We start from the raw sequence: 21,953 nt of genomic DNA on the forward strand, positions 1-21,953 counted from the left end.
GAAAGAAAAGTGATAACTAATACGATCTCTTATGTTCATCAATGAGCTTTTTTATTTCAGACATAATTAGCTCTGTAGCTTCTTCTGCCGATGCCTTTTGTTCGCGCAAATCAGAAAAGTCTATTGGTTTGCCATAAACCAACTTTAGTGTATTGAAAGCTTTATAGGGACCAATAATTGCACAAGGGACAACGACAGCATCTGTTCGCAACGCAAAGAATCCTGCTCCTGAAAGCCCTTTCCCTAATTGACCATCTTTGCTTCTTGTTCCTTCAGGAAATAAGCCTATCATCTTGCCTTCTTTTAATAACTTCATAGCAGTCCGAATGGCTTGCTTATCACTCATTCCTCTTCGAACAGGAAATGCACCTAATTTAGGCAATAACCCTTTTAAAATAGGTTTTTCAAACAACTCTTGTTTGGCCATATAGTGCAACTGTCTTTTAATATAAGCTCCAAGTAATGGAGGGTCAAAATTATGAATATGATTGCAACATAAAAGAGTTGCTCCTTGTTCAGGAATATTCTCTTTTCCTATAATTTCAACTTTATAAGAAGTTGACAGGACCATTCTACTTACACCTTGACCAAATTGATAAATTCCCATCTTATCTTGCCCTTTCTTTTGCCAGTTCGATGATGGCTTTGGCGACCTCTGGAATGGTCAGCGAGGTTGAATCAATTTCCACAGCATCGTCGGCTTTTTTTAAAGGAGCAAAAGCACGTGTTGAATCCAATTGATCTCGTCGAGCAATGTCTTGCTTCAATTGTTCAAAATCAGCAGACATTCCTTTTTGTTGTTGTTCTTCAAAACGACGTCTTGCGCGTTCTTCAACGGACGCAGTCAAAAATACTTTCACATCAGCATTCGGAAGAACATACGTCCCAATATCCCTGCCATCTAAGACAGCTTGGCCTTTCTCAGCTAACTTACGTTGTCTCTCAACCATCTCTATTCGAACGCCTTCATGACTCGATACGAGTGATACATTTGATGTTACATCCTTCATTCGAATAGCTTCTGTTACATCTTCGTTATTTAAAAGAACACGGACCCCGTCTTGTTCATGTTGGAGATGGATGGATGTCTTCCCTAACAGGTCAGTCAACACCTGTCCATTTTCAAGATTTAGTCCCTCTCGTAAAGCAGCTAAAGTCAGCGCTCTATACATCGCCCCTGTGTCAATATAAAGAAAAGACAGTTGCTCAGCGACTAATTTAGCGACTGTACTCTTTCCTGCACCTGCAGGTCCATCAATAGCAATATTCATCTTCTTGTTCATCAACGATTACACCTCATATACAATCCAAACAAATTGAAAGTGTTTACACTTACTCTTTTTCCAAATTGTTCTCTGTCTCATTTTATCATATTCTAACATGTTGGTCTAACTAAAGGTTTAATTGATCTATATTAAACTTCGTTTTGTACGTTCATTTTATACGACTTATACGACAGAATTCTTTTATTTTCCTTCTTTTCTTCGCAATGCTAATTGTCTTTCAAAACAATACCGGATAATCTTCTGTTGATCTCGTTCGTCAATATCGAGAAATTGAAGAGAAGCTCGTCTTCTTGCTTCTTTACGCGGGGTGAAAACCCGAACAACTTTACACAGTGCCTTAACGTAGACAATATCTCCTGTTTGCATATGCAATACAAGATGAATTGTGGTTTGTCCTTGTTCTAAAAAAGACTGATTTTGCGGAAGTAAAATGGCACAGCCACCTCCACTTAAATCTAACGTTACCGTTGTAAAAGGACTGAATTCGCTATTGATTGGATGGATAGCTACATCAACTGCCGTTTCAACTCGAACATAATTTCTACGTTGAATGCGAATGTATTTCTCTTTACCAGGATCTTTCAAAAACAAAACAGGGATATTCCCTTTCATCCTCCCTACTATTTCTGTATCAAAAGCATACATGGCTGATTCATCCTCGGTAATAAATGATGCACGAAATTCCGTTCCATCAAAAAAGAAACTAGGTTTGCCCGTTTCTTCATTAATAGGATAATCAATGACATAGATAGCGTCCTTAATATCAACTAGTCGGCATTTAAAACGCTGGACTCCTTTTTCCGAATCTTTTCTTTCTTGTAACTCTAAGAAGATAGTTAAACCAATTTTCATCAATGCCTTACTCCTCCCAATGCTCTCTTTTTTTATTATCTCATGAATAATCAAAAAGAAGAAGCATGAAGATGCTTCTTCTTTTCCCTTTAACTGAAATCATATACCGGTTCAGACTGATTAAGACGATCCACTTTTTCTTCTTCTCCATCTTCAGCGTTAATGAATAGACGATACGTCTCATCTTCAATTACACCGTAGAATTCGTAACAAAGGACTTCTTTCCCCAAATCATTCTCAATGACAGCTAGGTGATCTTCCATGATCTCTAAACGTAGATTTAAGTTTTCTCTAGCTTCCTCATTTGTTATTTCAGGATCAGGAATATCACGTTCTTTATGATGAATTAAATAACTCTTTGCTTCATAACCGAGAACATCGCCATCATCTAATGCCACTTCTAAGCGAATTAAATCCGTGTAAACTCGAACGTTATCTTCTAAATGAACAAATTCTAACATCGCAATGGAGTCATACTGTCTACTATCCACTAGTTGCATGTTTTCTTTCCCATGTTCTTTTAAATAATCCTCTGCAATTTCAACTGCTTCATTCAAACTAATATTTTGCTCTTCAATTTGGCGGTCTTGCAAGAACCAAATTGGCTCTCCACCATTTTCACTCATATCCATATAATAATTAGTTTCATGATTTGGATCATCAGCAACGATTGTGTAGGCTGGATATTCAAGTCCATTTCCTGTTTCAGCAACATGTACTGGAGTGTCCTCATCAACTTGTAAATAGTCTCTTGCGATTTTTTCTGCTTCTTCTTTTGTAACTGGATCGCCGTCTAATGCTTCTTTTAATTCTCCATTTAAATCGTCAATAGAAGCAAGGCCTGCACCCCATTCTGTCTCGCTGTAACTTTGAATGGATTTATTCATCACTTCTAAATTATTCACAACCATATTATCTAGTGGTTCTTGGGACGCGCGCATTTCTGCCTCTATATCAACCCACTGATCTCCATTTGCAAGCATCATTGCTTGAGATCTACGAACTTCTTCTCGGATATCTTGTGAATACTCATATAACTTTTCTAACGTTTCGTATTCTTTATCCGTTAGCGGTTCTTTATCAAGATCACGTATAGATGTCCTGTAACTAAATCTTCCTAATTTAAATAGAAATTCTTCTGTTTTACCTAGGTCTACAGAGCTTAATGGTAGCTGGCCGATATTCTCTTGAGCCAAACTAACAACACGCCATACATCTGCTAATGCTGGAGTTAATTGGCGTCTTGAATTCATGGCTAGCGTTGCCCCTAATTGATCTTCAATTTGATCAATATGAAAAGCCAATTCGTGAAATGCTCGTTGATAATTGTTTTCTGCAGTAACTTTCAGTACCTGCTTTTCTTCACGTTCTTGAAAGCCCCAAATTCCCGTTGCAACAACCGCTACTGCTAATAGACCAATAACAAAATTACGTACCATAACAAAATCACCTCCAGAAATTAATGACAGAAAATGTGCTTTCCAATACGCTTAATTTGTGGTCTAGTCCAAATCCAACCTGATGTAGCTGTATCCGGATTAAAATAGTAAAGTGCATTCCCTGACGGATCTTGCCCATTTATTGCATCAAGTACAGCTCTACGTGCGGTTTCATTTGGTTGCATATAAATCTGTCCATCCGCAACAGCTGTAAACGCACGCGGTTCAAAAATTACCCCTGAAGCCGTATTCGGAAACGTTGGACTATTTATGCGGTTAATGATGACAGCTGCTACCGCCACTTGACCTACATATGGCTCACCACGCGCTTCACCGTAGACTGCTTGTGCCATAATTTGAATATCATTTTCTGAGTACCCTGCTGGTACATTTGTTGCTTTTTCAATATTCACATCATTATCCTGTTGCTCTGGTTGTTCAGCATAAGGAACTGGTTCTTCTGCCGGTGCAGGGGCTGGTTGTTCTGCTCCTGGCTGTGGCTGCGCTTCGTCTGCTCCTGGCTGCGGTTGCTGCGGCTGTGCTTCGCCTGCTCCCGGCTGCGGTTGCTGCGGCTGTGCTTCACCTGCTCCTGGCTGCGGTTGCTGCGGCTGTGCTTCGCCTGCTCCTGGCTGCTGCGGTTGTTGCGGCTGTGCTTCACCTGCTCCTGGCTGCTGCGCACCATCTCTGCTTCCTTTTGGACCTTTTTGAATATCTTTTGGCGTACCGCCGTAATGTGTAAATTTACGACCCTCATTTAATGCTTTTTTCACAAATTCTTCGTTGTAATTAGTTGCTCTCTCTAACATGTCTTTCATCTTTGGACCAACTAACCCATCCACGTCTAAACCGAATTCTTCTTGGAAGTTGCGAACGGCCCAGTAGGTTCCCCAATCATACACTCCATCAATAGTTCCCGTGTAAAATCCGTTGTACTGTAACCTTGCTTGAAGTTCAACAACATCATCGCCGGTTGCACCTCTTTGAATGACTTGATCAGTAAATGCGTGAGTTGGTGATGTGTTTACAAGTAACCCAATACAAAAGATTGTCATGACTAGTGGAATCTTAAATGAAAACAGATTACGTTTCATGTTGTTGTAAACCTCCTTGAGTTCGTGGTATCTGTTTCATGACATGGTCATGATTGATATGGATAGTGTTTGTTTTCAACCTAGTTTTATACAATTTCTTATCAAATCCTTACCAATCTTCTTCCTAATCATCCCTTTCAAGCCTTGAAAAGACAGCATTTCAACTAAAAAAAGGTGGTGTACAAAAAGGTTATTTACCCTTCTTGCACACCACCGAAACGGGGAGCCATTACGAAAATATTTTGTCTTTTGAACAAGCTCTCTTCTCTATCCTAAAACATTAAAGTAACGACCTTCTGGATGAGCGAAGACCATCGCTGTAACAGAAGCTTCCGGTTCCATCATATGACCTTCTGTTAATTCAATGCCTATTTTCTCAGGATGTAACAACTTAAATAACTTTTCTTGATCTTCTAAGTTCGGACAAGCCGGATACCCAAACGAAACACGTACTCCTTGATATTTAGCTGCAAAGCGTTCATCCATTGTCATATCAGCAGAATCAGGGAATCCCATTCGATCACGCATTTGCTGATGAAGCCTCTCCGCAAAACCCTCGGCTATTTCTAATGCAGCAGCCTGAATTAGATGACTGTATAAATAATCTCCATCACGCTTCGCTTGATCGGCAAGCTCTCGAACCCCGTGGCCAGCTGTAACAGCGAGGAACCCGACATAATCCATTTCACCGCTAGAGACAGGTCGTATATAATCAGCTAAACAAAGAAACGGTTTATGATTTTGACGAGGAAACGTAAATCGCTCTATTTCTGTTTTTTGATCGTTCGGATCATAAATGATAATATCATTTCCATCAGCTTGTGCAGGGAAAAATTGATACATTCCATGCGCTTGAATGACCTCGGTTTTCTTCGCTTTAACTAAAAACTCATCAACTTTTTCTTTTAGCTCTACAGCTCTTTCATTTTTTTCTTCAAGAAGTCGGCTCACTTTCCCTTGCAACCCAAGGTGGCGACCGAGCAGCATTTGCATGTTAATATATGGCTCTAAATGTGAAAGTTTATAATCACGCATGATGTGAACATCAAGATCAGTCGGTACAAAGATAGGACCGTCTCTTTTCACATCCGAATGAACAGGGCCATCCACTACTTGTTCTAGATTTGGTTGACGTTCCGGACGTCTAACTGCGTCTTTCTTAGCGCGAGCTTCTGCTAATTCTGAAGCAAGAGCTTCGCGTTCTTCAGGTTTCGCCAAACGATTCGCTATCTCAAGCCCATTCATTGCATCTTTGGCATAAAGCACAAGTCCATCATATTCAGCTGCTATTTTTGTATCCGTAAACTTCCGAGTAAGCGCTGCTCCCCCTACTAAAATAGGGATTGAGATTTCCTGTTGGCGCAAATCCTGCGCCGTTAAGACCATTTGTTGCGCTGACTTTACTAATAACCCAGATAAACCTATTGCATCCGGATTTTCCCTTCTTATAGCCTCAATTAATTCATTCGAAGTTACTTTTATTCCAAGGTTCACAATCTTAAATCCGTTATTCCCTAGAATAATTTCAACTAGATTTTTACCAATATCATGAACGTCACCTTTTACTGTAGCAAGAAGAATTTTTCCTTTACCGTTGTCATTTTCTTTCTGCTCCATATGAGGCTCTAGGTGAGCAACAGATGCTTTCATCACTTCTGCACTCTGAAGTACCTCCGCCACAATAAGTTCATTATTATTGAACAATCTACCTACTTCGTCCATCCCGGTCATCAAAGGACCGTTAATGATATCTAAAGGATCCGAATACGTTGATAATGCTTGATCCAGGTCCTCAATAAGCCCTTCTTTTGTACCTTCTACAATATAGGAAGCCAGTCGTTCTTCCAATGTTAAGTTTGATGTATCTACTTTTTTCTCTGCTTTTTTTCCACGATAAAATGCAGTAAACTCAGCAAGGGTTTCATCTGTTGTATCAAACAACAATTTACTTGCCATTTCTTTCTCTTCATCTGCAATCGACGCATAACGTTCAAGCTTCTCTGTATTCACAATTGCATAATCAAGTCCCGCTTGTGTACAGTGATATAAATAAACAGCATTTAATACTTCACGACCTACAGGTGGTAATCCAAAGGACACATTACTCACTCCAAGAATCGTCAAACATTTAGGGAGTGCCTCTTTAATAAGTTTAATTCCTTCTACTGTAGCATTGGCTGAACCAATATACTGCTCATCTCCTGTTCCAACCGGAAAGACAAGCGGATCAAAAATAATATCTTCTGGTTTTAATCCATATTTATGAACGAGTAAATCATGAGACCGTTTAGCCACTTCTAGCTTCTTCTCAGCTGTAACAGCCATTCCTTCTTCATCAATTGTTCCTACAACAACAGCAGCGCCGTATTTTTTCACAATCGGAATCACGGCTTCAAAGCGCTCTTCCCCATCCTCTAAGTTGATCGAATTAATAATTGCTTTCCCTTGAGAATACGTAAGTGCTTTCTCGATTACCTTTTCGTCTGTTGAATCAATCATTAATGGAACTTTCACTTTGTTAACAAGAAATTGTAAGAAGTTCTCCATATCTTCCATTTCGTCACGATCCGGATCGGCTAAACAAGCGTCAATAACATGCGCTCCTTTTTTTACTTGAGCCCTAGCAATTTCAGATGCTTCTTCAAACTTTCCTTCCGCAATTAAACGTTTGAATTTTCTTGACCCAATAACATTGGTTCTTTCTCCAACAAATAACGGACGCATACTCTCGTCATAAATAAGTGGTTCTATCCCAGACACAGCATGAGGATGTGACTTCTGAAATGTACGTGGCTCAAAGTCTTTTGTTGCTTCTACCATCGCACGAATATGATCCGGCGTCGTACCACAGCAACCACCAACAATATTTAGCCACCCTTTTTCTGCAAATCCACGTAATTTCGTCGCGAGCGATTCTGGAGATTCATGGTAATGACCTTCTTCATCCGGCAATCCAGCATTGGGATAACAGCTTACATACGTTGTTGCCAGTTCAGATAGTGAACGAATATGGTCACGCATAAATTCAGGTCCTGTCGCACAATTCAATCCGACGACTACTGGTTCCATGTGTTCTAAAGACAAATAAAATGCTTCGATGTTTTGTCCTGCTAATGTTGTGCCCATTGGTTCTATTGTTCCCGAGATAAAGATTGGCAATTTGACATTTAACTCTTCAAACGCTCGTTCAATCCCCAAGTAACCAGCCTTAACATTTCGCATGTCTTGGCTTGTTTCTAGCAGCAAAATATCAGCGCCACCTCGAATAATTCCACGTGCTTGCTCATGGTACGACTCAACGAGCTTCTCAAACGTTACACCACCAGTAACAGAAAGAGATTTTGTTGTAGGTCCCATTGCACCTGCTACAAACCGGGGCCATTCTGGCGTAGAGAATTCATCTGCTACTTTTTTCGCTATAGCCGTTGCCAGACGGCTTAATTCTTCCGCTTTGTATCCAAGATCATAGTCATCCAATACTATATCACTCGAACCAAACGTATTTGTTTCAATAATATCCGCACCTGCTTCTAAATAAGCTCGATGAATGTCTTCAATGACATGTGGCGCTGTTTCATTTAAATATTCATTACACCCCTCAAACTCTTCTCCACCAAAATCCTCTGCTGTTAAATTAGCTTGTTGCAACATTGTCCCCATTGCGCCATCTAGGATTAGAATCTTCTTTTCTAGCTGTTGTTCAAATAAAGACTTAGCCATATGTTCTTCCTTTCTACTTCCCGCATTCTTCTTTTACTTATTGACTCCTTGAGTGACCGGTTTTTTCGCTTCAATATATTTTGTTAACTCAACTGTCATCTCATAACGCATAAACGGAGTAATTAAATAAATTCCATTAAAATACTGAAGAGCTGCATCAATTAATGATTTGGCAATCTTAATTCCTTCTTCTGTAGACGCTTCTTTATCTTCACCACAAGCGGCCATTGTTGCACGAATGTCATCTGTTAATTTAATCCCAGGAACTTCATTATGGAGAAACTCTGCATTTCGCGTCCCTGTCAATGGCATGATCCCAATATAAATCGGCTCCTGTATATGTTTTGTTTCATTTGCTAATGATTCAATTTGATCTATACTATAGATCGGTTGTGTCATAAAATAATCTGCGCCACTTTCAATTTTCTTTTCCATCCGTTTTACGGCCTTATCCAAATGTCTGACGTTCGGATTGAAGGCTGCCCCTACTGAAAAGTTCGCTTTTTGTCCAAGTTCTTTCCCAGAAAATGATATCCCTTCATTCAACTGTTTCAGAAAAGATATGAGTTGAAAAGAACTAACGTCATAGACAGAAGTCGCACCTGGAAAATCGCCTATTTTTGTTGGATCGCCTGTTATAGCTAATACGTCGTCAATCCCTAACGCATGAAGACCCATTAAATGAGATTGAAGCCCAATTAAATTTCGATCACGACAAGTAACATGAACGAGTGGCCTTGCCCCTACTTGTTCTTTAATCATTGCACCAAGTGCTAAATTATCAACTCGCGGAGAAGCTAACGAATTATCTGCCATAGTAATAGCATCAACACCGACCTCTTGCAGAGCATGTGCTCCTTGCATAAATCTCTTTGTACTCAACTTTTTAGGCGGGTCTAATTCCACAATAACAGACTTGCGCTCCTTAACGATATCCGGGAGAGGCTTGTCTTTTCTAGGAACGACAATGGACTCACGAGTAAAACTAACAGAAGGGCGAATAGTTTTAGTCTTAATTGGTTCCGTTATTTCTCTAACTTTAGCAAAAGCCTTAATATGTTCTGGCGTTGTTCCACAACACCCTCCTAATAAACGGACACCTTGCTGAATAAACTTAATACCCATATCTTGGAAATAGTCTGCATTTGATTGATAAAAGAAGCGCCCATCACGATAATCCGGTAAACTTGCATTTGGGTATGCTGATAGAAAAGCATCCTTTTGCAACGGAATTGTCTCAAAAGATTGCAGCATATGAAACGGACCTGTACGACAGTTTAGTCCGACTACGTTAGCCCCTAATGCTGTTAATTGATTAAAAGCTTGAGAGACCGCTATCCCCCCGTTCATCACACCTATTTCTCCAAGTGACAAGTTTACAACAATTGGTAATTCCGTTAATTTCCGCGCAACAGATACTGCCATTTTTGCTTCTTCCAAATCATAAAACGTTTCTAAAAGTAAACCATCCATTCCTTCAGATAAAAGCTCATGCATTTGTTCCTGAAAAGCACATTCTATTTCTTCAAGAGACCACTCTTCTAGTTGAAAACGTCTGATCCCTCCAACAGTTCCTAACACAAATGCCTGTTTTCCACCTGCTTCTTTGGCTAATTGAACACCAGCACGATTTATGGAAGCAACTTGTTTTTCTAATCCATATTTCTCTAGCTTTAGTCTGTTTGCTGCATACGTATTTGTTTGTAGAACATCGGCTCCCGCTTCTACATAGCTTTTGTGAGCGTGTAAAATTTTCTCCGGTGTCGTTATATTGACTTCTTCAAAGCATTGATCTACACCTTGTTCATAAAGCAATGTTCCCATAGCTCCGTCCCCAATTAATACTCTTGATGCTAATCTATCTAAAAAACTCATTCACTTTTCCTCTCTTCCACATAGCGGAACGCCTGATCAAGGTCTTCAATTAAATCTTTTGCACGCTCAATCCCAACAGAAAAACGCAACAAACGGTTACACACCCCATTGGCAATTCGAATGTCTTCAGGTATATCCATATGAGTTTGTGTAGCTGGGTACGTCATTAAGCTCTCAACCCCACCTAAGCTTTCAGCAAATGAGACCAATTTCAATTGTTGTAAAAATGGATTCACCCATTCCTCTTTCAAAATACGAAATGAGATCATTCCACCTTTTCCTGGATAAAGGACGTCCGTAACGCCTTCTTGTTTCTCTAAATAACGAACAATTGCTTTAGCGTTTTCTTCATGTTTATCCATACGAAGAGCAAGAGTTTTCATTCCTCTAATTAATTGATAAGAATCAAAAGCGGACAGAATTGCACCAATACCATTGTGGTAATAACCAATTCGTTCACACAACTCTTGTCCTTTTGCTGCGATTAGCCCAGCAATGACATCATTATGACCACCTAGATATTTTGAAGCGCTATGTATAACAATATCTGCCCCATCCACTAATGGTTGTTGCAAAAGTGGTGTATAGAACGTGTTATCAACAATCAAAAGTAACCCATGTTTCTTCGCTATTTTTGCAAGGTCAGGCACGGAAGCTTCTTGCATCAACGGATTGGTAGGTGTCTCAATAAATAATGCTTTCGTTTTATCCGTAATTCGACTTTCAAATAGCTCTAAATTACGTGGGTCTTCAAAAGAAAAAGTTAGCCCCCAGCGATTCCACCCTTGTTCAAATAATCGGTATGTCCCTCCGTACAGATCTTGAGATGCTAAAATTTCATCCCCTTGTTCAAAAAGAGAAAGCACGGTTTGAATGGCCGCCATTCCAGAACTACACGCAAAGCCTCTGTCCCCTTCTTCAAGTGCTGCAATTGCTTTTTCTACAACCTCTCTCGTTGGGTTCCCTGTTCTTGCATAATCATATCCTGTTGATTCACCAATTCCCGTGTGCCTATAGGCAGTTGAAAAATACACAGGTGTATTAATCGTCCCAGATGGATCATCGGAACGGTTTCCAATTTGTACTAATAACGTTTCTAGTTTCTCACGGTTCATTTTATACCCTCCAAAATTCTATTAAATATAGAGAAAAACCACCTTCTACATGATAAGAAGAAGGTGGTTGTCGTTTCAATCGCCTCTTCTTATCTTTCAAGTCTATGACTTGATGGATTTAGCACCTGACCGACTCGGCTGGTTGCTGAGACATCGTCGGGCCAGTCCCTCCGTCTCTCTTGATAAGAAAATGAATTATTCATATTTTTCATATAGTCAAAATTACACCAAATTTCATACTTTTGCAAGAGTAATTTTTCACACAAGACAGCAAAGCGAAGCTAAATCCATTCATTGCAACGCTCCTATCAACTATTACTCTAATGTAGCATCCACATTTAAATTTTCTTCGTTGCCACATATGCAACGTTTGAATCCTGTTTCATACTCACCTTTTTCATTTCTTCTTCCACGAAGAATATATTTTTCACTACATACGGGACAACGAATCACAATTCGATAACGTTGTTCTGCCATGCTTATCACACCTTTACTAAATTAAATTTCCAAAACGCATCATTTACCAATCTAATTGATGAGCTCGTTTCACCTTTTTTAACGCTACCCACCATAGAAAAAACATAAACGGAATTAGCCCAATTAAAAAATACATTCCGAAAAACAACAAAATAAAATCATATACTCCATGTAAAAGAATTGGCAACAATAATGACATCGTCAAATGTTGTCGCCGTTTTTCTACTTCTACTTTCGCCCTACCCATATAATACCCCATGATTACTCCGTAAAGAGCATGACTAGATACAGGTAATAACGCACGTCCGAAAGCTGTCTCTAATCCATTTGCTATTAAATAAATGACATTCTCTAATGTGGCAAAACCTAAGGATAAAGAAACCCCATAGACAATACCATCATAGCGTCTCGCAAATGTAGCATGTTGATACGCAAATAACCAAAGAAGCAACCATTTAAAAAACTCTTCCACAAATCCATATAGAATAAAAGCTTTAGCAACCGGATGTGTTAAATATCCTTCTGCCGTGAATGCATACTGCAATACCATAACTGGAAAAACAAGCAAAACACCTATTAAAAATGTTCTAAAAACAAGCGAAACGGCGTTCGTGCTATAGTGGTTCCGCAAATAAAAATAAGATAATAATGCCATCCCCGGTGCGACTGCTGCTGTCACTAGTGCAAACAATTTGCCAATCCTTTCCTCTGCTTTACAATTTATTACTCAAACTTAAGCTTATATGATAATATAAAATAATTATGTTAGACAGTGGGGTGAATTCTTTGAAAAAAATTCTCGTTTTACATACCGGCGGAACCATTGCCATGCAAGAAAATGAACATGGAGCTGTTCAACCAAACTTAATAAATCCATTATATTCCACTATTGAATCGCTATCAACCATTGCGTCTGTTATTGTCGATGATTATTTAAATATACCATCACCGCATATGACTCCTAGCTTAATGGTCAACTTAGCAAAACGTTTAAAAGAACGCGCACAAGAAGATCAATTAGATGGAATTGTAGTTACTCACGGAACCGATACTCTAGAGGAAACGGCTTATTTATTAGATTTAATCCTTGATTGGGACACCCCAGTTATCCTTACAGGCGCGATGAGATCAAGCAATGAGCTTGGAGCAGACGGCCCCCATAATCTAATTGCAGCTGTTAAAGTAGCCGCTAGCGAAGATGCTAAAGGAAAAGGGGTATTGGTTGTACTCAATGATGAGATTCACACAGCAAAAAATGTGACAAAAACGCATTCGAGTAACATCGCTACCTTCCAAAGTCCCCAATATGGTCCTATTGGGATTGTGACAAAGCGAGGAGTATTTTTCCATCACACATTAACGAAACGCGACTGCCACCCAGTTGATCAATTGACAAAGAAAGTTGCGTTATTAAAAGTATATGCGGGTATGGACGAAACGATTGTTGAAGCAATTGCTACAACAAAAATTGATGGATTAGTTATTGAAGCTTTCGGACAAGGAAATGTCCCTCCTATTATTATGCCCGCATTAAAAAGTCTTATTGAACAAGAGATTCCAGTTGTACTTGTATCACGTTGCTTTAACGGAGTTGTTCAAGACACGTATGCTTATGAAGGCGGAGGTCGGACATTAAAAGAAATCGGGGTTATCTTCACAAACGGTTTAAATGGCCAAAAAGCACGACTTAAGTTAATGGCTGTTTTAGAGAAATCATCAAGCCATGCTAAGATCCAAGAACTGTTCTACAAGTAAGCAATTATGTTTTTCCCTATAAAAAAGTCTGACCCTAACATGTACGTTAGGCGTCAGACTTTTTGTTATTAGCTGTTTTTAATAGAACTCGCTATTTGTTGACCATGAAACCTGCCATTTTCTATGAAAATTTCATTTGCATTATTCCCAGCAGCAATAACCCCCGCAATATAAAGTCCTTTTACATTCGTTTCCATCGTCTCAGGATCAAACATAGGACGGCCGCTTGTAGAGTCAACAAGCACACCCATTTTCCTTAGAAATGAGTGATCAGGATGATATCCTGTCATGGCAAACACAAAATGAGCTGAAGCTTTTTTAACTTCTTCACCAACTCGATAAACAACTTCATTTTCTGTTATTTCTAACACTTCAGCGTTAAATTCCATTTTTATTTTCTCATGACGAACAAGAGAATCAAATTCTGGTAAAATCCAAGGTTTGACACTGCTAGAGTATTCCCCTCCCCGATATAAATTCGTAACACGAGCACCCGCTTTTTCGAGCTCTAGTACCGCATCGACCGCTGAGTTTTTTCCACCAATAACCACTACATCCATATCGAAATAGGGGTGTGCCTCTTTAAAATAATGAAGTACATGACTTTGGCCCTCTCCAGCGACACCCATCAAGTTAGGGGAATCATAATACCCTGTAGCAATAATAACATGATCAGCTACATATTCAGCCTTCGTTGTTGATATGTAAAATGAACCTTCTAGTTGCTTTTGCACGGTTGTTACTTGCTCATAGGCTTGAACCCGAATTTTCTTTCGCTTTACAACTTCACGATAATAGACCAGGGCTTGGTTTCTCTTTGGTTTTCTTTCTTCTATAACGAAAGGAACCCCACCTATTTCCAATTTTTCACTCGTACTAAAAAACGTTTGGTGTGTTGGGTAACGATGAATCGCACTTACAACATTGTCTTTTTCAATAACAAGCGGACTTAACCCTTGATCCATGCAAGCTATAGCAGCTGCAAGTCCACAAGGTCCACCACCTACAATCACAACTTCTTCTTTCCTCACATGTTCACCTTCTTTTCTAAATCAAAGAGGGGAAACGAAAGAAATCTACATTCCACCTGTTGGCCTAACAAATTCATGTACGTTAGGTTCCATGTTCTTCAGTTTCCCTTCCACTCTTTCCTTACACCCAACCTCTAAATCTAGAAGCTTCAGCCATCTTTCTCACACCGACCATATACGCCGCTAAACGCATATCGACTTTACGGGTTCTTGCTAAATTATAAATATTTTCAAAAGAACCGACCATTACATTCTCCAGTTTCCCTTCTACTTCTTCCTCCGTCCAATAATAGCCCTGGTTATTTTGGACCCACTCAAAGTAAGAAACCGTCACTCCACCAGCACTGGCAAGTACATCTGGAACAAGAAGGATATCACGTTCGCTTAATATTCTAGTTGCCGTCATACTTGTTGGCCCATTTGCCGCTTCTACTACAATCGAAGCTTTAATATTATGAGCATTTCGCTCTGTAATTTGATTTTCTATGGCAGCCGGTACAAGAATATCGCAATCTAATTCCAATAGCTCTTCGTTTGAAATCGTTTCTCTAAACAATTTCGTAACCGTACCAAAACTATCACGACGGTCTAATAAATAATCAATATCTAATCCTTCTGGATCATAGAGTCCCCCATAAGCGTCTGAGATCCCCACGACTAAAGCGCCTGCATCATGCATAAATTTCGCTAAGAAGCTACCTGCGTTTCCAAACCCTTGGATCACTACTCGCGCTCCATCAAGATCAATTCCTTTTTTCTTTGCAGCTTCACGGATACAAATCGTAACCCCTTTTGCTGTTGCGGACTCTCTTCCGTGCGAACCACCGAGAACAAGAGGTTTCCCTGTAATAAAGCCAGGAGAATCAAACTCACGAATTCTACTATATTCATCTAACATCCAAGCCATGATTTGAGAGTTCGTAAAAACATCAGGTGCCGGAATATCCTTAGTTGGACCGACAATTTGACTGATTGCCCTTACATAACCACGACTCACACGTTCCAATTCTCGAAAAGACATCTCACGAGGGTCACATACGATCCCTCCTTTCCCACCACCATAAGGAAGGTCTACTATACCAGCTTTTAAGCTCATCCATATTGAGAGAGCTTTCACCTCTTTTTCAGTCACATTTGGGTGGAACCTTACTCCGCCTTTTGTAGGACCAACAGAGTCATTGTGCTGAGCTCTATAACCTGTAAAAATTCTCGTTGATCCATCATCCATTCGAACCGGTATTCGAACCGTTAACATACGAATTGGCTCTTTCATTAATTCATACATTTCTTCTGGATAGCCAAGCTTGTCCAAAGCTTGTTTAATGACACTTTGTGTCGATGCAAGCACATCTAATTGTTCTGCTTGCTGGTTATTTTCTGCCATTCCCTTTTCACCTCAATAATGGTAATTAAAGCTATAATCACTTCTTACTATAATGAAACAAACTTCACTTTTCCACCTTAAATCATAACTTTTCATTAAAGATTTCAAAAAAAAACAAACGAGAACTATTAAAGAAAAAAAGAACTGACAATGAAATCATCAGTTCTTATTTATGAACAAATGTACGGTACAACTCAAGAATACTATCATATTTGATAAGCTTTTTTCCATACTCTTCTACAACATAGGAAGAGACAGTTGACGGACTCCCAAACTCAGCAAGCAGTGCGACAAAAGTTGCTTGATCGACTAAATCCACATCAAATTCTTCAAACTTGATAAAGTATTGATCATTGTATGAATAAAGCGATCCTCCTTGAATGCCGAAAGGAATAAGTCGAGAAGAAAGAGCAATTACATCTTCTATATCGGCAAATTCATAAAAAATATCTTCTGTTTCATCAAGCGTAACTTGCATTTCTATATAGCCTTCCTCAAAGCCCTCTTCGTCAAACTCTTCATCAGGAGCATTCTTAGAAACAATGATCACCATTCCTTGAGCCGGCATAGCATACACTTCTACTGCAATTGGACCATCTACTTTAAACCCTAGTTCATCATCCGCTTCAAGAATCATATCACGAAACAAATCATGAACTTTGGGTAAGTCTTGCCAAAGATCTTCTTTTGTTAATCCTCTTTCACGCATATCATCAAAGGTTAAGAATGCTTTAAATTTGTTTGTATTTAAACGTTCAAGACGCATTGTAAACCCTCCTTTATACGAACACCAGTTCCGGTTGTTCGTTCCGTCAAAACGGTCTTACTACACAATATGAGAGAACGGAAAAGAAGGTTCAATACACACAACCATTATTTACAAATTTAGGTTCCTTTTTAACCAATTATCCCAATCTTGTCGTGTATTTCCTACAAGGTATTTTCCATATGTAGATGTTTGATCCGTATTTAAGTATTCAAATGCAGATCCACCTGTTCCTATTGTTAGTTCAGGAAAAAGGGCTTGCAATTCATTAATTAACGTTAAAGTAGCTTCTAGATTTGAACTCATAGTACAAGATGTAAAAAACATTTCTGCGTTGATTTCACGTATCACTACTTCTAGGTCTGATTTAGGAATTCCTGCACCGAGATACACAACTTCATAGCCTTTTCTTCTTAAAAATAAGGTGAAAATTAATAGCCCTAATTCATGATTCTCATTCGGTCCACATACAGCTAATACACTTTGTTTAAAACCATCTACTGGTAACCCGTGAAAGATCGTTCCAATTTTCGTACGAAGAAAAGACGTGACAAAGTGTTCGTGCGCTACCGTAATTTCGTTGTTTTCCCACATTGCCCCTACCTTAACAAGTAATGCACCTAGTATATCAATTGTGACTTTATCTACGCTAAACAAACTAAATGCTTGATTTAATATTTGATTTGCTTTATTTTCTTGGAATGACAGAAGCGCACGTAACAGTTCATCAGCAAGCTGAATCGAATAATCTTCATATTGAACATTTTCTGCCTGCTCCATCATTACATTGCCTTTTTCAAACAAATCAACTGCTTGTCCTATTGTAAAACCTTTGTTCACTTTATCGATTAACCACTTTAATACGGCAACATGTTCATCAGAATAGAGTCTATGTCCAGCTGCATTTCGAACAGGCTCAATGATATGATAACGTCTCTCCCAAGCACGTAACGTTCCTGCTTGAATACCTAGCATCTTCGAGATCGCCTTTATGTTATATTTCCCTTCTTTTAAAGCCATATTCGGTCCTCCTAATTTCAAAAGACATTCCATCCTGTCATGAACTTCTATTGATACAATTTGATCTAGCATTTAGTATAGCGAAAACAAACTTTTGTGTAAAACGAAACAAGGATGTAAAAAAGGATTCTTCCCTTTTTGTACATCCTTTGCATAGGAAAAGTACGTAAGCGTGTTTCTGGTGTCTATTCACCTGTTCTTTTTGCTTTCGTTAATGTAAGTAAATGAGTTTCCGCAGGAGCGCCTAATCGTAAAGGAATACCCGTTGTACCATATCCGTTACTAATAAGTTGAATGAACGAGTTCGCATGGATCCATTGTCCTTTCTTAGCAATACCGAATCCAAAAATCCTGATTTGCCCCCCATGCGTATGGCCGCTTAATATTAATGAGAAAGGATGATCTGCCTTAAGTACATCTATGACATCAGGAAAGTGACAAACCAAGATAGCGAATTTATGATGAGGTATTTGTTCATAATCAAGCTGAATATCATTTTCTACATCATCTACACTAGCAACGATCAGTTGTTCTTCTTCTTTTTGAATGGGCCATATTCCATTACTCAATTCGGTAATTTTATATTTTTTGAACAGAAAACGTAAATGTTCAACACCGATCTCATGATCATTGTTGCCCCAAATAAATAAACATGGTGCAACAGATGATAAATGTTTAAGATTCATTTCCACTCGCTTTAATGGCACCCCTTTTTCACATATATCCCCGCCTATGATGATCAAATCAGCTTTATCTTTTATTTTATTTACAATCGACATCGAAAGCTCTCTTCGATGAATGTCACTAATAAAAAAGATACGATAACCATCAAAACTAGTAGGCAAGGACTCAAAAGCTAACGTTTGCTCCTTCACTCTGTTTCTTCGAGCTTCGATTATCATATGTAGTAGGAGCAAAGCCAAAATGGATGACAATAATAAATAAATCATTTCGGACCCTTCTTTCTAACTCATCCTTCCTGTATAAGAATTTAAAGAAGAATGAAATATTAACGATTGAATCTAACATCCTTAATACCATACCATAAAGCTAAGGCTAGAACGACAAACGCATACATACGACTTATAATAAACAAATGAATCCAGGAAACACAGGCAATGATAATAGAAATGAGCCTAGGATTGTGAAAAGGGACAGAATAATTTGTTTTCCACATAATTACTACATCCCTCACAAAAAGAGAATAAGCTAGAAACCCTATGACAAAAAGAATGATAGCAATTAATAGTTTAAGTGGTGAAAATATCACTTCTCCAAGAAAGGAAGAAAAAGCCCATACCGGTACTTTGGGAAATAAATTCATAGCCGTTAAGACTCCACCATATGCCAGTAATAAAAGCAAAAACCGTTTGTAAATCCACATAGACAGCAAGCCTGTCACCTCCTCTTTACACTCTATGCTCCAGAGTGAAAAGAGAATACTCGGTTTCTAATTTAAATTTGCACTAAGCTTTCAACTTAAAAAAAGTTCATGAATCTGTATGAAAGATTCATGAACGATTGCATCATTAGGATGGTTGTTCTTCTTTTTGCATCAATTTTTTATTTCTATTTAAGAATTCAAGTGCTGCCTTACCTAGACATTTAGCTGCAACAAGCATCGCTCTTTCATCAAAATCAAATTTAGGGTGATGATGCGGATAAACGATTCCTTCTTCCTCGTTTCCTGCTCCAGTAAAAAAGAATGTTCCTGGTACTTGTTGCAGATAGTATGCAAAGTCTTCCCCACCCATAACAGGTTCCATTTCAAATAATTCGATCTCATCTTCCACTTCTCTTGCGGCCTGAACAAAGTAATTCGTCTCTTTTGAATCATTTATTACAGCTGGATAGCCTTTCTTATAATTGAAAGAATAGGAAGCTCCCATTGCTTCACACATACCTTTAACCACTTGTTCCATTCGTTCTATAATGAATTCCTGAACAACCGGATCAAACGTTCTCACTGTGCCGACAATCGTTGCTTTATCGGCTATTACATTAAATGCCCCTCCCGCATGGAACGACCCGACACTTACAACCGCTGATTTCAATGGATCAACATTGCGACTGACAATGTGCTGAAGTTGAGTCACAATACTGGCTGCCACAGCAATTGAATCGACTGTTTCATGGGGGCTTGCCCCGTGCCCCCCACGACCAGCAACCTCTATTTCAAAACGATCAGCCGCAGCCATAATGGGACCTTGACGATAGCCAACTTGCCCAAGTGGCATCGTTGACCATAAATGAGTACCATAAATAGCATCGATCCCATCTAAACAACCGTCTTTAATCATCTCAATTGCTCCGCCTGGCGCCAACTCTTCTGCAAATTGATGAATGAGTACTACAGTCCCTTCAAGCTGATCACGATACTCCATTAATACTTTTGCAAGAACAAGCAACGTTGCAGTATGACCATCATGACCACAAGCATGCATGATGCCTGGATGATTGGATGAAAAAGGGAGACCTGTTTCTTCTTGAATTGGAAGTGCGTCAAAGTCTGCACGTAATGCAACGGTTTTCCCAGGTTTTCCACCTTGTATGTAGCCTACAACTCCACGCCCACCTACGTTTCGTTTCACCATAACCCCTAATTGTTCTAAATAATCGGCTATCATAGTGGGGGTTTTGACCTCTTCAAAAGATAATTCAGGTTCCGCATGTAACGTTCGTCGCAGTTCAACCATCTCTGGATATAACGCTTCTAATCTAGTTAACATTTTATCTATCAACGAACACCCCTCCTTTATTGTTATATTGTACCTTTCGTCCCCCTAAAAGAAAATAGTTACATAGAAGTTTGTTAGAAATATTCTTACTATTTCTTCACAAAAAAAGAGACTCAAATGAGTCTCCCACAGGTAAACTTATTCAGAATGCTCCGATACTTTCAACATATAAATTGCCATAGCTACAGCGGAAGCCATTGCCAATAAACCAATACTTAAAATTGCCACTAATTGTACTGCTGTCATTACGCTCCACTCCTCATTTTCAAGTACATTTCTCACATTTACACTATATAAATAGTAGCATAAATTTGAAAAAGGTGAAAAACAACAATGTGACAAAATCAAGACAATTTAAAATGTAAAAGCTTTTAAACTTGACTTGGATCGTCGTTCTTCTACCGTTTATTTTCCCCTTTATAAACTGTTAGAAAAACATACAAATTAATTGAAAATTACATAAATTTACCCTATACTGAAAGAAAGAGCAAAAAGGAAACGCTTACATTTTAAAATAAAATTATCAACTAGGAGTGATCATCTTGATTTTAACGAAGTTAACAAACAAATCGCTCGTTACCAACCAAGACCTTGAACTGAATCACCGTCTGGGAATTCCTGTAGAAGTCTTCTGTTCAAAACAAGGAAAAACCCTTGCATTTGGTCAAATAAAAGGGTTTGATGAAGAAAGAATTCAAATTCGCGATTATGAGTTTTGCCGAACAACTTACTTATTTTTCGGAAAGCCTGCCTTGCCTTTAGAAGCATAGTGGAACGGAGTAAATAAAATGAAATATGAGAATTCACTTTAAAACGGCTTTCAAATCTAAAGTTTGCCATTTCGCTCATATCTTTAGGGGGGTTCCAAAAGGGAAAATTCGAAATTGGAACCCCCTTTTATTTATGATAAAGATTAATATCATGCTCTTTTTTTATATAAGAATATAGGGCTTCTCGTGCTTTCCAATCAGAATCCTTCTCCCATAACTCAGAGCTCCGATCAATCATTTCTTCTCTCAATTCATCGAATTCCTTTTCTGCTTTCTTTGCTTTTTTCACAAAATACCGTAATTGAATAAAGCCAATGGAAAGGAGGATCATTAGAAGAAAAACCGCAGGATGTCCAATTACCGCACTTAATATATTCGTATTAAGAGATACTTGTTGACTCGTAATTGCTCTTGAGCCAAACAATAGAAACAACGCAGCACACCCCATAGCAAAGAAAGACCAACGCATCTTTGCTTTTTCCATTTTCTCAAATTTTTCTTTCCTTGAAACCAATTCCTCGAGCATTATTTTCACTATTTCTGGTCCATAATATTTGTGTACATTCCATTCTTTAAACAGCTTCATTCAACCACCTCCTCCATAGTAGAACTATATGAAGGTAGGACATGTTTT

20 protein-coding genes and 1 riboswitch are annotated in these 21,953 nt (G+C 38.8%); of the genes, 2 read left to right on the forward strand and 18 right to left on the reverse strand.

The window, feature by feature from the left end; translation table 11 throughout:
- Positions 1-16: 16 nt before the first annotated feature.
- The 10 genes from N0O92_RS07285 to prsW all read right to left on the reverse strand — a co-directional run bounded on the left by N0O92_RS07285 (position 17) and on the right by prsW (position 12,546).
- On the reverse strand, positions 17-607 hold the full coding sequence (locus N0O92_RS07285) for a lysophospholipid acyltransferase family protein (RefSeq protein ID WP_315614005.1): 591 nt from the start codon (positions 605-607) through the stop codon (positions 17-19).
- A 1-nt stretch (position 608) separates the two neighbouring features.
- Complete coding sequence (cmk, locus tag N0O92_RS07290; protein WP_315614006.1) at positions 609-1,283, reverse strand: (d)CMP kinase; 675 nt, start codon at positions 1,281-1,283, stop codon at positions 609-611.
- 183 nt (positions 1,284-1,466) lie between these two features.
- Positions 1,467-2,138, reverse strand: coding sequence for a flagellar brake protein (locus N0O92_RS07295; RefSeq protein ID WP_315614007.1), 672 nt, complete (start codon positions 2,136-2,138; stop codon positions 1,467-1,469).
- 89 nt (positions 2,139-2,227) lie between these two features.
- Entirely contained in the window at positions 2,228-3,577 is a 1,350-nt protein-coding gene (gene ypeB, locus N0O92_RS07300) for a germination protein YpeB (RefSeq protein WP_315614008.1), read from the reverse strand.
- 20 nt (positions 3,578-3,597) lie between these two features.
- Positions 3,598-4,668, reverse strand: coding sequence for a cell wall hydrolase (locus N0O92_RS07305; RefSeq protein ID WP_396334476.1), 1,071 nt, complete (start codon positions 4,666-4,668; stop codon positions 3,598-3,600).
- 267 nt (positions 4,669-4,935) lie between these two features.
- Positions 4,936-8,388 (reverse strand): methionine synthase, encoded by a 3,453-nt coding sequence (gene metH / locus N0O92_RS07310; RefSeq protein ID WP_315614009.1) that lies wholly within the window; start codon positions 8,386-8,388, stop codon positions 4,936-4,938.
- A 33-nt stretch (positions 8,389-8,421) separates the two neighbouring features.
- A complete protein-coding gene (locus tag N0O92_RS07315; RefSeq protein ID WP_315614010.1) occupies positions 8,422-10,263 on the reverse strand; it encodes a bifunctional homocysteine S-methyltransferase/methylenetetrahydrofolate reductase in 1,842 nt (613 codons plus the stop codon).
- Positions 10,260-11,378, reverse strand: coding sequence for a methionine biosynthesis PLP-dependent protein (locus N0O92_RS07320; RefSeq protein ID WP_315614011.1), 1,119 nt, complete (start codon positions 11,376-11,378; stop codon positions 10,260-10,262). Before N0O92_RS07320 ends, N0O92_RS07315 begins: the two co-directional genes overlap by 4 nt.
- Before the next feature lie 86 nt (positions 11,379-11,464).
- Positions 11,465-11,567, reverse strand: a riboswitch (SAM riboswitch).
- A gap of 126 nt (positions 11,568-11,693) precedes the next feature.
- The gene (locus N0O92_RS07325; protein WP_315614012.1) at positions 11,694-11,855 is read right to left on the reverse strand and encodes a hypothetical protein; all 162 of its coding nucleotides are present in this window, start codon (positions 11,853-11,855) and stop codon (positions 11,694-11,696) included.
- Positions 11,856-11,898: 43 nt separating this feature from the next.
- On the reverse strand, positions 11,899-12,546 hold the full coding sequence (gene prsW / locus N0O92_RS07330; protein ID WP_315614013.1) for a glutamic-type intramembrane protease PrsW: 648 nt from the start codon (positions 12,544-12,546) through the stop codon (positions 11,899-11,901).
- Between the two features lie 95 nt (positions 12,547-12,641).
- On the opposite strand from prsW, the gene N0O92_RS07335 reads away from it, so the two are divergent.
- Positions 12,642-13,610, forward strand: a complete 969-nt coding sequence (locus N0O92_RS07335) for an asparaginase (protein WP_315614014.1) — start codon at positions 12,642-12,644, stop codon at positions 13,608-13,610.
- A gap of 68 nt (positions 13,611-13,678) precedes the next feature.
- On the opposite strand, the gene N0O92_RS07340 is transcribed toward N0O92_RS07335, so the two are convergent.
- The 7 genes from N0O92_RS07340 to N0O92_RS07370 all read right to left on the reverse strand — a co-directional run bounded on the left by N0O92_RS07340 (position 13,679) and on the right by N0O92_RS07370 (position 20,552).
- Entirely contained in the window at positions 13,679-14,641 is a 963-nt protein-coding gene (locus N0O92_RS07340; protein WP_315614015.1) for a YpdA family putative bacillithiol disulfide reductase, read from the reverse strand.
- 121 nt (positions 14,642-14,762) lie between these two features.
- Positions 14,763-16,025 (reverse strand): Glu/Leu/Phe/Val family dehydrogenase, encoded by a 1,263-nt coding sequence (locus N0O92_RS07345; RefSeq protein WP_315614016.1) that lies wholly within the window; start codon positions 16,023-16,025, stop codon positions 14,763-14,765.
- 166 nt (positions 16,026-16,191) lie between these two features.
- Positions 16,192-16,791: a genetic competence negative regulator gene (locus tag N0O92_RS07350; protein ID WP_315614017.1), complete on the reverse strand. Its 600-nt coding sequence runs from the start codon at positions 16,789-16,791 to the stop codon at positions 16,192-16,194.
- Positions 16,792-16,902: 111 nt separating this feature from the next.
- Complete coding sequence (locus tag N0O92_RS07355; protein ID WP_315614018.1) at positions 16,903-17,811, reverse strand: MerR family transcriptional regulator; 909 nt, start codon at positions 17,809-17,811, stop codon at positions 16,903-16,905.
- Positions 17,812-17,996: 185 nt separating this feature from the next.
- Complete coding sequence (locus N0O92_RS07360) at positions 17,997-18,761, reverse strand: metallophosphoesterase (protein WP_315614019.1); 765 nt, start codon at positions 18,759-18,761, stop codon at positions 17,997-17,999.
- A 59-nt stretch (positions 18,762-18,820) separates the two neighbouring features.
- The gene (locus N0O92_RS07365) at positions 18,821-19,204 is read right to left on the reverse strand and encodes a hypothetical protein (RefSeq protein WP_315614020.1); all 384 of its coding nucleotides are present in this window, start codon (positions 19,202-19,204) and stop codon (positions 18,821-18,823) included.
- A 136-nt stretch (positions 19,205-19,340) separates the two neighbouring features.
- Entirely contained in the window at positions 19,341-20,552 is a 1,212-nt protein-coding gene (locus N0O92_RS07370) for a M20 family metallopeptidase (RefSeq protein WP_315614021.1), read from the reverse strand.
- Positions 20,553-21,091: 539 nt separating this feature from the next.
- On the opposite strand from N0O92_RS07370, the gene N0O92_RS07375 reads away from it, so the two are divergent.
- Positions 21,092-21,319 (forward strand): hypothetical protein, encoded by a 228-nt coding sequence (locus tag N0O92_RS07375; RefSeq protein ID WP_315614022.1) that lies wholly within the window; start codon positions 21,092-21,094, stop codon positions 21,317-21,319.
- 127 nt (positions 21,320-21,446) lie between these two features.
- Here the strand turns inward: N0O92_RS07375 and N0O92_RS07380 are convergent, their stop codons facing one another.
- The gene (locus N0O92_RS07380) at positions 21,447-21,905 is read right to left on the reverse strand and encodes a DUF2663 family protein (RefSeq protein ID WP_315614023.1); all 459 of its coding nucleotides are present in this window, start codon (positions 21,903-21,905) and stop codon (positions 21,447-21,449) included.
- Positions 21,906-21,953 lie beyond the last annotated feature (48 nt).

The organism is Alkalihalobacillus sp. MEB130, from assembly GCF_032335535.1.
Lineage (GTDB): Bacteria > Bacillota > Bacilli > Bacillales > Bacillaceae_D > Halalkalibacter.

What these genes read in the sequence shown, in the direction of transcription:
- N0O92_RS07360 (WP_315614019.1), bottom strand. Translation starts at nt 18,761, where the DNA reads ATGATTTATTTATTATTGTCATCCATTTTGGCTTTGCTCCTACTACAT.
- N0O92_RS07305 (WP_396334476.1), bottom strand. Translation starts at nt 4,668, where the DNA reads ATGAAACGTAATCTGTTTTCATTTAAGATTCCACTAGTCATGACAATC.
- N0O92_RS07295 (WP_315614007.1), bottom strand. Translation starts at nt 2,138, where the DNA reads ATGAAAATTGGTTTAACTATCTTCTTAGAGTTACAAGAAAGAAAAGAT.
- N0O92_RS07320 (WP_315614011.1), bottom strand. Translation starts at nt 11,378, where the DNA reads ATGAACCGTGAGAAACTAGAAACGTTATTAGTACAAATTGGAAACCGT.
- ypeB (WP_315614008.1), bottom strand. Translation starts at nt 3,577, where the DNA reads ATGGTACGTAATTTTGTTATTGGTCTATTAGCAGTAGCGGTTGTTGCA.
- metH (WP_315614009.1), bottom strand. Translation starts at nt 8,388, where the DNA reads ATGGCTAAGTCTTTATTTGAACAACAGCTAGAAAAGAAGATTCTAATC.
- N0O92_RS07355 (WP_315614018.1), bottom strand. Translation starts at nt 17,811, where the DNA reads ATGGCTTTAAAAGAAGGGAAATATAACATAAAGGCGATCTCGAAGATG.
- N0O92_RS07285 (WP_315614005.1), bottom strand. Translation starts at nt 607, where the DNA reads ATGGGAATTTATCAATTTGGTCAAGGTGTAAGTAGAATGGTCCTGTCA.
- N0O92_RS07325 (WP_315614012.1), bottom strand. Translation starts at nt 11,855, where the DNA reads ATGGCAGAACAACGTTATCGAATTGTGATTCGTTGTCCCGTATGTAGT.
- N0O92_RS07345 (WP_315614016.1), bottom strand. Translation starts at nt 16,025, where the DNA reads ATGGCAGAAAATAACCAGCAAGCAGAACAATTAGATGTGCTTGCATCG.
- N0O92_RS07350 (WP_315614017.1), bottom strand. Translation starts at nt 16,791, where the DNA reads ATGCGTCTTGAACGTTTAAATACAAACAAATTTAAAGCATTCTTAACC.
- N0O92_RS07315 (WP_315614010.1), bottom strand. Translation starts at nt 10,263, where the DNA reads ATGAGTTTTTTAGATAGATTAGCATCAAGAGTATTAATTGGGGACGGA.
- N0O92_RS07380 (WP_315614023.1), bottom strand. Translation starts at nt 21,905, where the DNA reads ATGAAGCTGTTTAAAGAATGGAATGTACACAAATATTATGGACCAGAA.
- cmk (WP_315614006.1), bottom strand. Translation starts at nt 1,283, where the DNA reads ATGAACAAGAAGATGAATATTGCTATTGATGGACCTGCAGGTGCAGGA.